We start from the raw sequence: 14,200 nt of genomic DNA on the forward strand, positions 1-14,200 counted from the left end.
CGCTCACCCCACTTTCTGTGGCTTATCATATACATCATGAGAACCTACAAGAGCCATACCAATGACAATCCAGAAAAATATATTGGCTGGAAACATTTCAAGTACATTTGTAGTTAAACTAGAAGCTGCAATTCCGGCGAGTAGTGCGGTAGCCATTTGTGGTAAACGGATTTTATCCGAAGATGGTAGCATATCCATTTTACGCACAAGGACCACGACAAGCAGAACAAACAAGACAACAAAATAAAGTAAGCCTATCCATCCGGTCTGTTCATAAAAGGAAAAAATCTGATTATCCACAGCAAAGTTATTGGAGTTCAATCCGATCATGTGCGTTCGCCGACTAGCAGCACCAACCGAGCCAATACCATTACCTACCACCCCATGCATGGACAACGGAGATGTTAGTCTGCTTCCCCAGGTGTTGAATCGATCAAGCATGGAAGAGACAGACAGCAGGTTATAAGAATCCAACAAGCGGGTACCAGCAAATACACCAATGGGCAACAACATAAACGTGATACCAAGTATTAATGTGTTCTTTTTGTTGTACTTTCGAATTTTCAGAAAAAACAGTACAACTTGATATACGATCCACAGCACCAAAGCCGAACGAATAGTCGACAGTAACAAGAAGCTTATCGTCAAGAGTTGGATACTTATTCGAAACATGTTGTATTTAACAGCTGCTTTCATGCGCTCTGCAATTAGACCCGTAATTAGTAAGGTATAGGCATAACCATCAGGTGAATAGGTGATGGAAGACAGCCGAGGTACACCTTCCAGATAGTTCTTGATATTTACACCATAAACAAACCCCATCGTTATTAATTTCTCTATGCCTAATGAATACTGTATTAACCATCCTGCAATCAACAAAATGAAAACAATAAAGTTCGTTCTGGCAAATGCATAGAATCCGCCGTATTTAGCGAATAACATACCTGCGAACATCATCATTAAAGGTAAGAATGTTATCTTCAGACCATAGATGAGTGTAACCACACTCGAGCCCATGAACAGATTCAAAGAGCCCAGCGCTATGACTGAACCCATCACAAACAAGAACGGATTTAGAAAGGAGGTTTGTTCTCGATACATTTTGCTCAGTGCAAAAAGAGAAACCAAGATCATACCTACATCTTTCAACGTTCTAACCACGATATTATCCACGTAAATGGATACCAAACCATAAAAGGATAAATACACGATCAAAATATGCATGGAAACCAAAAATAGCGAGGATGGGGCATCCGATCTCACCTGAACGAGTGGATGAGATCTGGCATTCAGGGATATCATTTGCATGTTAACCTCCACGCCTGATTAGCTTTTCATAAATATCACTATGTTCTTTAAGAAGGTAATCTTCATTAAAGGACTGGCAGTGCTCGAAGCATTGATTCTTCAACCGTTGTTTCGCTGACTCAGACAGATTGTAATAATGTAGAATGGACTTCGTAATTTCTTCTACACTGTGGGGGGCAAAAGAGAATTGTTCGGCATCCAGTAGAATTTCTGGCATCCCTCCCACCCTCGAAGCATAAATAGGCGTGCCCACTTGATAAGATTCAATGACTACTCTGCCAAATGGCTCATTCCAAGTGGAAGGGACAATAGTCAGGTCCATATCCCTCATCTTCAGGGGAATTTGTGATTTTTCCAACTTCCCCATAAATTTAATTCTTGGGTCTGACTCGGATCTTCCCTTTAACTCCCCCACCATTGGACCATCTCCAAAAATAAACAGTGTACCTACAATCTGATCATTCAGTTGTTTTACCGCATCAATTAAATATTGAACACCCTTCACTTCCGTCAGTTGCCCAAAATATCCAATTTCCAGCGGCTGGTCATGATGTACCTGTTTACTGGCATACAGATTCTGTACCTCTTCATTGTTCTCGACAATATTATGAATCACATGTTTGGAAGAACGCTCGAATAACCCCAGACCTGTATGAGTTCTAAGGATATGTCCTGATATGCCGATGACTGCCGAGATCATCCGGCTATATCTTTTGGAGATTTGTCTATATATTTTGGAGTATGCCTCGATCTTAATGGGTTCAATCAGTGAGAAATCCCGCAACGTGTGCACCACAGGAATATTAAGTTCATAGGCTGCCTTCCAGATCGCCAGACTGAGGCCCGGAATATTCTGAGTATGAATTACCGAGGGCTTAGTCTGTAAAAGATATTGTTTTATATGCTGATACTGCTTCCTATTAAATATATCCTGTACTCGCCATAGCACTTTATCCGGAGCGGATACTTGTTTGGTTGAATCACCGATCCAATACCGATTGTTAAACGGTAATCGTAATATCTCAATCCCATTAATCGTATCTGTAATCACTTCGCCATTTTTATGGCTGCCAACAGTCATGACTTCCACGTGATAACTGGGGCTCAGCGTCTGTGCTAGGATCTGTGTTGATATCTCTGCCCCGCCAATGACATGCGGTGGATACAAACTGTGGGCAATCAATATTTTATGCACGTATCTCATCTCACTTTGATTAGCTTCATGGAGTTTCCTGCAATGTGGCACGAACATTCTCAATCGTTAACTTCAGTCCTGTTTCCAGTGATATTTCAGGCTCCCAGCCGAGCACGGCACGTGCCTTATCAATCACAGGACGACGAACTTTGGGATCATCCTGAGGCAAAGGCTGGAACACCAGCTTACTATCGGATTGGGCCAACTTTTTTACCAAATACGCCACTTCAAGGACAGTGTATTCCGTCGGGTTGCCGATATTAATAATTTCTCCATTCGCCTCTTCGGTTTCCATCATTTTTTGCAGACCACGAATATTGTCATCCACATAGCAGAACGAACGGGTTTGAGAGCCATCCCCATAAACGGTGATGTCCTGTCCGGTCAGTGCCTGGGTCACAAAATTAGAGATGACACGGCCATCATCATTCCGCAAACCGGATGAATACGTATTAAAGATGCGCGCTACTTTAACGGGAACTCTGTGTTTCGTGTAGTATTCATAACAAAAAACTTCGCCCAAACGTTTGGCCTCATCGTAACAGGCTCTCGGTCCCCATGTGTTTACATTCCCTCGATAACTCTCAGGCTGTGGATGCACCTCAGGATCCCCATAAGCTTCACTTGTACTTGAAAATAGAAACTTCGCTCCCTTGGTTCGGGCCAGCTCAAGCATGTGATAAGTTCCCTGCGTGTTCACCCATATCGTACCGATGGAATCAGCTTGATAGAATTTGGGTGAAGCCGGCGACGCAAGATGGTACACCTCATCCACAGGCTGATCAATCAGAAAATCGAGTGAAGCCGCCAACGTGACATCAGCTTCTTGAAAATGGAAAAGGTGGCTGCTTGCCACCTCTTCCAGATTACTGGACACGCCTGTCGACAGATTATCAATTCCTGTAACCCGATGTCCTTGATGAATTAAAGATTTGACCAGGTGTGAGCCCAAGAAGCCGGCTGCCCCCGTCACTACAATATGTTTCAATACGTTCACGCTCCATCCGTCAAAATGTATTGCTTTTAATCATTACCATGGCCGTTCTGAAGATAATTTTAATGTCTAACTGCAGCGAGACGTTGGAGATATAATGGAAATCATATTGCAGATTGTGATGGATGGGCTCTTTGCGAGCTTCACTCACCTGCCATAATCCGGTAATACCTGGCTTTACCAGAAAACGTCTGCGCTCCAGATCCGTGTAACTTTCTTCTACAATTCGCTTCATTTCAGGTCTGGGACCCACAAAGCTCATATCACCCTTGATAATGTTAAGCAATTGTGGCAGCTCATCCAGACTCGTCTTGCGTAGCAAGCGACCCAGACGGGTGATTCTGGGATCATGACTTGTCGTTGGAGATAACCCATATTTCGGTGCGTCCGTACGCATCGTTCTAAATTTATAAATATTAAACTTAATTCCATTTTTTCCGTAACGCTCCTGTTTAAAGATCACAGGTCCTTTGGAATCGAGTTTGATCATTACCGCAATGACAAGCATGATCGGAGATGTTAGCAGTAATAACAGAGCAGCCACAAAAAAATCGATGAATGGCTTCATAACATCGGCGTACCCGCCAACACGTTTAGAGTACGGCTGTTCAAGCAGTTTCCCATGACCTTCCTTGGCAATGGCCTCTCCGCCGCTTCCATAATACTCTGGTCCCGAGAGATTCACAGACCATCCCCTCCTGCTACAAGCACTTCGTTCAATTTTTCCTTCATTAAGATCTCTTCAATCGCCATTAAGACTGGTGCACGAAGCTCATTATTTTTCAACGCAAAATCTAGCGTAGTCAGGATATATCCTAGTTTCTCGCCCACGTCGAACCGGGAACCTTCGAAATCATACGCGCTGATTCCTTCATCGTGATTAAGCATTTGCAGAGCATCGGTAAGCTGAATCTCACCACCAGCTCCAACATTTTGCTCTTCCAGATACTCGAATACCTTAGGCGTCAAAATGTATCGGCCCATGATTGCAAGATTGGAAGGAGCAGAACCGAGTGGCGGTTTCTCTACCATACTATTTACAGAAGAAAGTCTTCCATCAGTATGCAGTGGATCAATAATTCCATAGCGATAGGTTTCACTTGGACTTACCGTTTTCACACCAAGCACCGACTGGTTAACCTTCTCGTATTGTTGAATCAACTGCTTCGTGCACGGTACTTCGGATACGACAATGTCATCGCCAAGCAACACGGCAAAGGGCTCATTGCCGATAAAATTCCGGGCACACCAAACGGCATGCCCCAATCCCAGGGCTTCCTTCTGCCTTATGTAGTGAATATCAACGTTGGAGGATTTCCTAACTTCTTCCAGTAAACCCAGCTTGCCTTTCTCCAGCAAATTGTGCTCCAATTCAAACGCACTATCGAAATGATCCTCAATTGCACGCTTCCCTTTGCCAGTTACGATAATAATGTCTTCAATACCGGAAGCTACTGCTTCCTCCACAATGTATTGAATGGTCGGTTTGTCTACGATAGGGAGCATCTCTTTAGGCATTGCCTTTGTAGCGGGTAAAAATCGGGTCCCCAAACCTGCTGCGGGAATGATTGCTTTCCTCACTTTAGTCATAAATACCACCCTATCCTTCTTATTTTTATGGTTTAAAAGTATGAGTTGAACCACTTAAATCCATGAAACCTTGAAATAAATTGATGCAATTCTTACTTTCAATTTCATAAAGGGGCATTCAACCCACCCTCACGTCACACCCTTGACGATTAACGTCTAAGGTACACTACCCACAGTGTGACCGAGTGCCTACCTTGATAAAGGTATAGTAGACATGACCTGACAGTGCTATTTGGGATTTATAACGAAAGCTACTTAAACATTTTCGACGTAATCAGCATTCCGATTTTTCGGTACCTGTACATTGTTCAGAACTGCTCCGAGAATCCGTGCATTTACATGTTCGAGATGTGCCTTTGCCTTTTTGACCAAGTCTTTCTTCACCTTGCCTGCACTTACGACAAGAAGGACGCCATCGCACAATGAACTGATAATCAAAGCATCCGTCACGGCCAGAACAGGCGGAGTATCAAATAGAATGACATCGTATTCTTCCTTCAGACTCTCCAGCAGGGCTGTCATTTTACGGGAACCCAGCATCTCGGAAGGATTGGGCGGAATCGGACCGGAAGAGAGAACATGCAATCCTTCCACATCCGTTTCTCTCAATACTTCCGTCACCTTATATTGACTCGACAATACACTGGTCAGCCCAACATGGTTGGGAACATTAAACATGCGGTGCACAGCAGGTTTGCGCAGGTCCGTATCCATAAGCAGAACCTTTTTCCCTTCCTGTGCATAGGTCACGGCCAGATTTCCGATCGTTGTGGTTTTACCTTCACCCGACAAAGCCGAAGCGATCATGATCGTTTGGATCTGACTATCAATGGATGAAAATTGGATGTTGGTTCTCAGCTTACGATAAGCCTCAGATGAACTGGACTTGGGATTAGCCATTGTAACTAGGCTTCCTTTATCATTGGTTAACCGTGGCATACTGGCCGTCACCTACCTGTTTTTGAGATGTTGTCTGTTTGGAACTGCGAACTTCTTCTTTTTTAATTTTGGATATGACAGCGAGTGCCGGAATTCCCAGCTCTTTCTCCAATTCATCTTCGGTTTTCAACGTATCATCCAAGTATTCCAAGAGGAATACAAAACCTACTGCCAGCAGAAGTCCTACGAGAAAGCTGATCAGGATATTAAGGGTTGGATTTACATTGATGGGTCTGGACGATTCCGTGGGTTTGGCTTCACTTAGAATGGTTACATTATCCACTTTCATAATTACGGGGATTTGGGATTCAAACACTTTGGCAACGGCATTAACTGTTTTGGCCGCTTTTTCCGAAGACAAGCCCGTAGCGGTTAAACTCATAACCTGGGATTCATTCGCTGTGGTTACCGAGATGTTCTGTGCCAGTTGATTGCCGTTCATGCCTAGATCGGGGTATGTAGCAGCTACTTTGTCGAGGATTGCTGAAGATTTAATGATTTCCATATACGAGTTAATCACTTTAATGTTGGTTTGAATGGACCCAATATCCAGACTGGGAACACCCTCTGCGTTATATGCCTGATTGACGATCAATTTTGCGTTCGCTTCATAAATGGGGACGGTAAAAAAATAATTTTTGACACCTGCTCCAATGCAAGCAACTGCAACAAAGGCTACGATGATCCAAATTCGCTTGCGTAAAATTTGCATGTACTCTTTCAGTTCCACCTTGTATTCCTCCCATTCAATTCAGCGATTATGATGACATTCTATCGATCTGACTGCTTACCAGAACAACAACCTGCGTTTGAGAACCTTCGGTTTTTCTTGCTCTATGTCTATACTTTGGTTGTTCCATAACGACCAAGCATTATTTTTTAAGCGTGAAACCAGTTCTTTGCCAAATCTGCGGCCTAGCTGCTCATATGCAGCATTCATAGCAAATGAACGAATATGAATGTCATGAGCATCTGATGAAATGAAATGAAACGGGTTTTCTTTGCAAAAATGAAAACACCATTTCTGAACTTTTCGTCCGAAAAGTCCTATGATGGACTGGGCTGTGAGCTGAATCAGTGCGCCCTGTTGAATGTATTCAACCAATAGTCCAGGATTATTCTGGATTGGGTGATTCCTTTCGGGATGAGCAATGATAGGTACGATACCGGCTACTTTAAGTTCGTGAAGTATTCCGGTGAACTGCGAGGGAATATAGCCAAAGGGCAATTCCAGCAACATGTAACGACTCCCGGCAAGTGTGCAGCATTTGCCTGCGTGTAAGTCTCGAATCAGAGCTTCATGAACCCTGATCTCCTGTCCGGGGCGGACCTCCAAGCGAATGTTGCGTTTGCGAAGCTCTGCACGAAGCAGTTCCACGGCCTGATTGACCACAATCGGTTCATTATTGTAATGCCCGTTCAGGTGATGCGGAGTTGCAATGATCGAGGTAACTCCCGAGGCTGCCGCCTTCTCGGCCATGTCGATGGACTGTTCCATGTGAACCGGACCATCATCAAGACCTGATAAAATGTGGCAGTGTATTTCAACCATATCCAAACTTCCTCAATGTATGATCCCCCTCGCCCTTTTATTCATCGCGCAAAATGCTTTTGGTGTTAAAGAACTAATGCATAACGCTATGAAATATAGTAAAATGGCGTTAAGTACATGCTTGTTCAGAAAATGTTTAGAATTTGTGATGCTTCATATGGTAAAATCGATGTAATGATAGGGTTTTTGCAGGTCCGGTTGTTCCGCTGCCTTTTCATAGGCGACTCGGGATACCGTAGGAAACTGCACGTCACGAAGCATCTGATTTAACTGTCCAGTTATATATAGTGTCTGCTCTTGCTGAATATGCAGGCTTGAATGATACAATGTAAGCTCGCCGAATGGCTGTTTCCATTCCAAGCTTGCCTGAAGCCTTACACATACTTGTCGATCTTCTACATCCAAGCCGATCAACATCGTTGACGATACCGGTAAAACCAGGTCACTCAGGAAGGTAATCGCTTTTGTATCCATCCCAAGCAAGAGAACGGGACGTCGTTTGCGGTCTACTGTGTTACCCTGAAACTCCTGAATGTACATATGGACATTTAATTCTAAATCGGCCCATTCCTGAATCACTGAATTCATCGTTTCATTCCTTTAGAATGGATTAGACTCCAAGTGTTGCCATTATTCCTTCTCACAGGTATATTGCATAGGCAACGGGGAGACACTTAAATTATTCCAAATGATACATTTTGTATCTTCCATACGTCCAATTTACGATACAAATTGTATCATGTCAAGCAGTATTTGGACATGGTTCTTTTGATTTACGACAATATGAGATGTCCTTAGACAGACCTATTCAGATATAGGTCTGTCCAAGCGTCATCTTTTTGCAGGAAAGCTGCCCTGATCAAAAAATAGCTCAGGATTGGTTTAATATATTTGACATGGCGTTCAGGGGGAAAAGCGTATGAACTACGGAAATCGCATTGCTGAATTAAGGGAACAGCGGGGACTTACTCAAGAAGAACTTGCGAGCTCCATTCATATTACCAGGGCCGCTCTCTCCCATTATGAGAAGAATCGACGCAAACCGGACTTTGAAGTATTAACCAGGCTTGCTGATATTTTTAATGTATCCATTGATTACCTCATAGGGCGTACGAAGCAGAGCGATGTGGTTATGGATGAGGATGTTCGGGAATTTGTGGACTCGCTTGAATTATCGGATAAGGAAGTGTTGGATCGCTTCGATCTGATGATCGATGGCAAACCCTTAACAGAAGAAGAGGCACGTCGTTTTATTGCTTTTGTCCGAATGGAACGCAGTATGGATTAACTCCAACCAAGGAAGACCCAGTCCCGAGTAGTCATCTCTTCGGTTCCTGGGTTTTTTTGCGTCTTAACTCCCTCCAATACATGTTTGTGTATGATTCTGGTTATTAGTGCTCATTGTTGACGGAGGATATGAACTCGTTCCAACGCTCCGGGTCGATTCCGCATTGCAGTAAAACCTTCATGATGTCCATCTCGGTTGCTTCCACTTGTTTACCTGTCGGCTTAAGTTCGCCCCTGTTTGGATTCTTCATATTCATTCCGCTAACCTCTCTTATCTATATATACTTTCTCTGCACTCCAAAACTAGCCTTATTATACTTGAGAAAGTTCCTCAATGTTGTCGTCTCATGGCGATAGCGTTTTTGGTACGGGTTCTAATTTTGTCGAAACACAAATAGGAGCTTCACAGCGCCTCATTGGCAGCCATAAAGCTCCTATTATTTCTTCATACAACCCATTCACGCAATCCTGTTAAAAGAGGGACTTAACCTCCCGTACGTGCAAGCTCACGCATATTGGCTTCAAATGCAGCCAGCAAAGCTTCCTCTCCCGTCAAGCCTGTCGCCTGAACACGTTCGATCTGCTCTGTCATCCGTTTGAAGTCTTTCGGAATAACCCGAACGAACTGGTTCACAGAATCCTGCCAGTTCTCCAAAATACGCTCACCTGCAGCACTGCCTGTATAAGCCACATGACGTTGAATCATGCCGCGCAGGTCTGCACTTTCCGATACATCTTCAATCCGCTCCAAAAGAACCATTTCCAGGTTACAACGCTGCAGGAATGTGCCTTCCGGATCATATACGTAAGCAATACCTCCGGACATCCCGGCTGCAAAGTTACGACCTGTATCACCCAGTACGACGACACGTCCGCCGGTCATATATTCACAACCGTGGTCACCCACACCCTCGACAACGACTTTTGCACCCGAATTCCGTACGGCAAACCGCTCACCTGCAATCCCGCGGATATAAGCTTCACCACTGGTTGCTCCATACAGAGCCGTGTTACCAATGATGATATTATCTTCCGCTTTGAACGTTGCTTTCGGAGAAGGCATAACAATCAGTTTACCTCCGGATAACCCTTTACCAACGTAGTCATTGGAATCCCCTTCAACCGTCAGGGTCATCCCTTTAGGTACAAAGGCCCCGAAGCTTTGTCCGGCAGAGCCGACAAACTTGAATTGAACGGTGTCTTCCGGTAGTCCAGCAAGACCATATTTCCGTGTAATCTCACTACCCAGAATCGTACCTACTGCCCGGTTAACGTTAGTAATCGGAAGAACAGCCTCAACCGGTTGGCCAGATTCAATCGCAGGTTGAGCCAACGTAAGCAGCTGCTGCATGTCGAGCGTCTCTTCCAGTTGATGATTCTGGTGCTGTGTACGATAACGTGCAGAACCTTCCGGCATTTCAGGTACATGGAGCAACACAGACAGATCCACACCTTTTTTCTTCCAATGATCTACTGCCTGAACCGTTTCAAGACAGTCTGTACGTCCAACCATTTCCTGAATGGTACGGAAGCCAAGCTCAGCCATAATTTCGCGTACATCTTCAGCGACAAAACGCATGAAGTTCACCACGTGAGCCGGATCACCCATGTAATTTTTGCGCAGCTCCGGATTTTGCGTTGCTACACCTACCGGACATGTATCCATCTGGCAAACACGCATCATGATACATCCCAGTGCCACGAGTGGTGCTGTGGAGAAACCATACTCCTCCGCTCCAAGCAAGGCAGCAATCGCAAGGTCGCGACCATTCAGCATTTTACCATCCGTTTCCAGAACAACACGATCACGCAGATTGTTCAGCATCAGCGTTTGATGTGTTTCGGCAAGACCAAGCTCCCAAGGCATACCCGCGTGACGGATCGAGCCTTGTGGAGATGCCCCCGTACCGCCGTCGTATCCACTTACGAGGATAATATCGGCACGACCTTTGGCTACACCTGCAGCAATGGTACCTACGCCGACTTCGGAAACCAGCTTCACGTTGATTTCCGCACGTGGATTTGCGTTTTTCAGGTCATAGATCAACTCAGCCAAATCCTCGATAGAGTAGATGTCGTGATGCGGTGGCGGCGAGATCAGACCCACGCCAGGCGTTGAACCACGAACTTCAGCAACCCAAGGATATACTTTACGTCCTGGCAGCTGTCCACCTTCACCCGGTTTCGCACCTTGTGCCATTTTGATCTGGATCTCGTCAGCATTCACGAGATAGTTAGACGTAACACCGAAACGTCCGGATGCAACCTGTTTAATGGCACTGCGGCGCGAATCACCGTTGCTATCTTTAATGAAGCGAGCCGGATCCTCCCCGCCTTCACCTGTGTTCGATTTACCACCTACACGGTTCATGGCGATCGCCAAATCCTCGTGTGCTTCCTTACTGATGGAACCGAAGGACATCGCACCTGTTTTGAAGCGGCGCATAATACTTTCAACGGATTCCACTTCCTCCAGCGGAACTGCCGGCCCTGCCGGTTTCAGTTTCAACATGGAACGAATCGTCAGCAACTGATCATTCTCACCCTGCACCAGTTTGGCATACTTTTTGTACAGGTTGTAATCGCCTGTGCGAACGGCGTGCTGTAACGTATGAATCGTTTGCGGGTTGAACAGATGTTCCTCCCCGTCATTACGCCACTGATATTCACCGCCAGAATCCAGCACTTTGTCATTGCCGTCTTTGTCCGTAAAGGCACGATTATGATGAGTGAGCACCTCTGCTGCCACTTCTTCCAAACCAATACCACCGATCCGGGATGGTGTCCAAGTAAAGTAACGATCAACGAAATCAGACTTCAGGCCCACTGCTTCAAAAATTTGAGCGCCCCGATAGGACTGAATTGTCGAGATTCCCATTTTGGACAATATTTTAATAACGCCTTTGGTTGCGGCTTTAATGTAGTTTTTGACAGCTTTCTCATGCGAGATGCCGCGCAGCAGCCCTTGCTGAATCATGTCATCGAGTGTTTCGAATGCCAGATAAGGGTTCACGGCACTTACGCCGTAGCCCAGCAGCAATGCGTAGTGATGAATATCACGAGGCTCTGCCGATTCCAGCAAGATGCTGACTTTGGTTCTTGTACCCTGACGGATCAGGTGGTGATGCAAACCTGCCACCGCAAGCAGTGCAGGAATGGCCGCATTCTCCGCATCCACGCCGCGGTCAGACAAGATCAAGATGTTATGACCTTTGTCGATTACACGGTCTGCTGCTCCGAAGAGCAGATCCATCGCTTTGCGCAGTCCTTCCGCACCTTCCGCAGCCGTGAAGAAAATCGGGATGGTCATCGAACGGAAGCCTGGACGGCGCACGTGACGAATTTTCGCGAAATCTTCATTGGACAATACCGGTGTATCCAGACGGATCTGGCGACAGCTCTCCGGTTCAGGATTGAGCAAGTTGCGCTCTGGACCAATCGTTGTAGCCGTAGACGTGACGATCTCTTCACGGATGGCATCAATTGGTGGGTTAGTTACCTGTGCAAACATCTGTTTAAAGTAGTTATACAAACGCTGCGGACGATCCGACAGCACTGCCAGTGGTGCATCATAACCCATGGAACCCGTAGCTTCCATCCCTGTGGATGCCATTGGCTCAAGCACTTTGCGCAGTTCCTCAAATGTATATCCATAGGCCAGCTGAAGCTGGGTTACGTTATCGTGTTTTGGATCTGGAAGTTCCGGCGCTTCCGGCAGTTCATTCAGATCCATCAAGTGCTCATCGAGCCACTCCTGATACGGATTCTCGGCTGCAATCAGGGCTTTTACTTCCTCATCCGAGATGATGCGTCCTTCTTTTGTATCCACGAGCAGCATGCGACCTGGACGCAGACGATCCTTATACAGAATTTCTTCTGGAGCAATATCCAGGACTCCGACTTCAGAGGACAAAATGATACGATCGTCTTTCGTTACATAATAACGTGCAGGACGCAGACCGTTACGGTCCAGTGTTGCACCAATCTGCAGACCATCCGTGAAGGCCATTGCTGCCGGCCCATCCCAAGGCTCCATCATCGTGCTGTGATATTCATAGAATGCTTTTTTGGCCGGATCCATTCCCTCATCCGTGCTCCACGGCTCAGGAACCATCATCATCGCCACGTGTGGCAAGGAACGTCCGCTCAAATACAAGAACTCCAGTGTGTTATCAAACATCGCCGTATCCGAACCGTCCGGGTTAATGATCGGCTTCACTTTGGAGATGTCGTTGCCAAACACTTCGCTCTCAAACAGCGATTGACGTGCGTGCATCCAGTTCACGTTACCACGCATCGTATTGATCTCACCGTTGTGGATCATGAAGCGATACGGGTGGGCCCGCTCCCAGCTTGGGAATGTATTGGTACTGAAACGGGAGTGCACTAATGCAATCGCCGATTCAACCAAATCTTCCTGCAAATCGAGATAGAACTGTCCAACCTGCTCGGTAGTCAGCATGCCTTTGTAGACAATTTTACGACAGGACAAGCTTGGCAAGTAGAATGAACCGCCTTCTTTTTCATCAGCCGAATAACGGATCGCCAGCTCAGCACGTCTGCGAATCACATACAGCTTACGCTCGAACGCGAGCTCATCGTTGATATCCGCAGATCTGCCAATGAACACCTGACGCACATAAGGCTTCGCAGCCAGAGCGGAACGACCAAGCATCTCATCAAAGGTCGGCACATCCCGGAAACCGAGGAATGTCTGTCCTTCTTCTTCAATGATTTTCTTCAGGCTTTCTTGGTGAGCATCACGAATCTCAGCATCCTGAGAAAGGAACAGCATTCCCACGCCATACGCTCCCTGCTCTGGCAGCGCAAAACCGAGGCGCTCTGCTTCCTGTGCAAAATAACGATGTGGAATCTGAATCAAAATACCGGCTCCGTCACCGGAATTCGGCTCACTGCCCTGTCCCCCGCGGTGCTCCATATTACTGAGCATGGTCAGTGCCTGACTAACGATATCGTGTGAAGGTACTCCTTTGATGTTGGCAACAAAACCCATTCCGCATGCATCTTTTTCGAACTGTGGGTCATACAAACCCTGTTTAGGAGGTAATCCGATGTGTCTCATGGAACGCAACCTTTCTATAATGAAGTATTTCGGAAAGATCAAGAACATAGGCAACAAGCAACAATGAAACGGGAGGAGCGGGCCTACAGGTTGAGAACCCTGCTGAATAATCGGGGTGACCACAATCGGGTCATTGGATTTAGAGTACTTCTGCTGCTGGAGAAGAAGTCATTCTTTTGTAGTGCTTCCGGATGAGCCGGTAAAGAGCACAATTATAATTACTCGCAGTCGCTGGCACGACCGCTGATATGG

Annotated in this window: 12 protein-coding genes; 1 reads left to right on the top strand and 11 read right to left on the bottom strand. The window is 46.0% G+C overall.

Features of this window, described 5'->3' with window-relative positions; translation table 11 throughout:
* Positions 1 to 3 precede the first annotated feature (3 nt).
* From GUA98_RS11415 to GUA98_RS11455, 9 genes are all read right to left on the bottom strand, one after another.
* Complete coding sequence (locus GUA98_RS11415) at positions 4 to 1,308, bottom strand: hypothetical protein (RefSeq protein WP_153977283.1); 1,305 nt, start codon at positions 1,306 to 1,308, stop codon at positions 4 to 6.
* A gap of 1 nt (position 1,309) precedes the next feature.
* Positions 1,310 to 2,503 carry a glycosyltransferase family 4 protein gene (locus GUA98_RS11420; RefSeq protein WP_162009902.1) on the bottom strand — a complete coding sequence of 398 codons (1,194 nt, stop codon included), beginning with the start codon at positions 2,501 to 2,503 and terminating at the stop codon, positions 1,310 to 1,312.
* 25 nt (positions 2,504 to 2,528) lie between these two features.
* On the bottom strand, positions 2,529 to 3,491 hold the full coding sequence (locus GUA98_RS11425; protein WP_153977281.1) for a UDP-glucuronic acid decarboxylase family protein: 963 nt from the start codon (positions 3,489 to 3,491) through the stop codon (positions 2,529 to 2,531).
* A gap of 19 nt (positions 3,492 to 3,510) precedes the next feature.
* A complete protein-coding gene (locus GUA98_RS11430) occupies positions 3,511 to 4,182 on the bottom strand; it encodes a sugar transferase (protein WP_321573867.1) in 672 nt (223 codons plus the stop codon).
* Complete coding sequence (gene galU, locus GUA98_RS11435) at positions 4,179 to 5,087, bottom strand: UTP--glucose-1-phosphate uridylyltransferase GalU (RefSeq protein ID WP_153977280.1); 909 nt, start codon at positions 5,085 to 5,087, stop codon at positions 4,179 to 4,181. The genes GUA98_RS11430 and galU overlap by 4 nt, the downstream gene beginning before the upstream one ends.
* Positions 5,088 to 5,342: 255 nt before the next feature.
* A complete protein-coding gene (locus GUA98_RS11440) occupies positions 5,343 to 6,026 on the bottom strand; it encodes a CpsD/CapB family tyrosine-protein kinase (protein WP_095360708.1) in 684 nt (227 codons plus the stop codon).
* Positions 6,007 to 6,756 (bottom strand): YveK family protein, encoded by a 750-nt coding sequence (locus GUA98_RS11445; protein WP_193723080.1) that lies wholly within the window; start codon positions 6,754 to 6,756, stop codon positions 6,007 to 6,009. Before GUA98_RS11445 ends, GUA98_RS11440 begins: the two co-directional genes overlap by 20 nt.
* A gap of 57 nt (positions 6,757 to 6,813) precedes the next feature.
* Positions 6,814 to 7,578 carry a tyrosine-protein phosphatase gene (locus GUA98_RS11450; RefSeq protein ID WP_153977279.1) on the bottom strand — a complete coding sequence of 255 codons (765 nt, stop codon included), beginning with the start codon at positions 7,576 to 7,578 and terminating at the stop codon, positions 6,814 to 6,816.
* 153 nt (positions 7,579 to 7,731) lie between these two features.
* Entirely contained in the window at positions 7,732 to 8,166 is a 435-nt protein-coding gene (locus GUA98_RS11455) for a hypothetical protein (RefSeq protein ID WP_193723081.1), read from the bottom strand.
* A gap of 331 nt (positions 8,167 to 8,497) precedes the next feature.
* Here GUA98_RS11455 and GUA98_RS11460 point away from each other — a divergent pair, with 331 nt between their 5' ends.
* The gene (locus GUA98_RS11460; protein WP_095360712.1) at positions 8,498 to 8,866 is read left to right on the top strand and encodes a helix-turn-helix domain-containing protein; all 369 of its coding nucleotides are present in this window, start codon (positions 8,498 to 8,500) and stop codon (positions 8,864 to 8,866) included.
* Positions 8,867 to 8,969: 103 nt separating this feature from the next.
* Here GUA98_RS11460 and GUA98_RS11465 read toward each other — a convergent pair whose 3' ends face one another.
* Both GUA98_RS11465 and gltB read right to left on the bottom strand, forming a co-directional pair.
* The gene (locus GUA98_RS11465) at positions 8,970 to 9,122 is read right to left on the bottom strand and encodes a hypothetical protein (protein ID WP_153977277.1); all 153 of its coding nucleotides are present in this window, start codon (positions 9,120 to 9,122) and stop codon (positions 8,970 to 8,972) included.
* Positions 9,123 to 9,349: 227 nt separating this feature from the next.
* Positions 9,350 to 13,948, bottom strand: a complete 4,599-nt coding sequence (gene gltB / locus GUA98_RS11470) for a glutamate synthase large subunit (RefSeq protein WP_193723082.1) — start codon at positions 13,946 to 13,948, stop codon at positions 9,350 to 9,352.
* Between the last annotated feature and the right edge of the window lie 252 nt (positions 13,949 to 14,200).

Source organism: Paenibacillus sp. P13VS, from assembly GCF_015143645.1.
Classification (GTDB): domain Bacteria; phylum Bacillota; class Bacilli; order Paenibacillales; family Paenibacillaceae; genus Paenibacillus; species Paenibacillus xylanilyticus_A.